This is a genomic window from Escherichia sp. MOD1-EC6021 (assembly GCF_002965245.1).
Lineage (GTDB): Bacteria > Pseudomonadota > Gammaproteobacteria > Enterobacterales > Enterobacteriaceae > Escherichia > Escherichia coli_F.
Map to the genome: position 1 here is coordinate 1 of NZ_PTRU01000143.1, position 336 is coordinate 336.

The window sequence follows — 336 nt, forward strand, 5'->3', positions numbered from 1 at the left end:
CACCTGGTCTTCACCAAAAACTACACATCGAAGGCCGCATATGTGGGCTATCGCCACGAATGCGCCTACATCCTGGCAAAAGGCCGTCCACGTCTGCCACAAAACCCGCTGCCGGACGTGCTGGGCTGGAAATATTCGGGCAATCGCCATCACCCGACGGAAAAGCCCGTTACCAGCCTGCAACCGCTGATTGAGAGCTTCACACACCCGAACGCAATTGTGCTGGACCCGTTTGCAGGCAGCGGCTCAACCTGCGTCGCCGCCCTCCAGTCCGGACGCCGGTATATCGGTATCGAGCTGCTTGAGCAGTATCACCGTGCCGGGCAGCAACGCCTT

At 59.5% G+C, this 336-nt stretch carries 1 protein-coding gene; it reads left to right on the forward strand.

Annotated features, from left to right (window positions below; all coding sequences use genetic code 11):
• Positions 1-336: DNA methyltransferase (locus tag BEB54_RS28385; protein ID WP_272897256.1), on the forward strand; the 336-nt coding region annotated here is incomplete at both ends.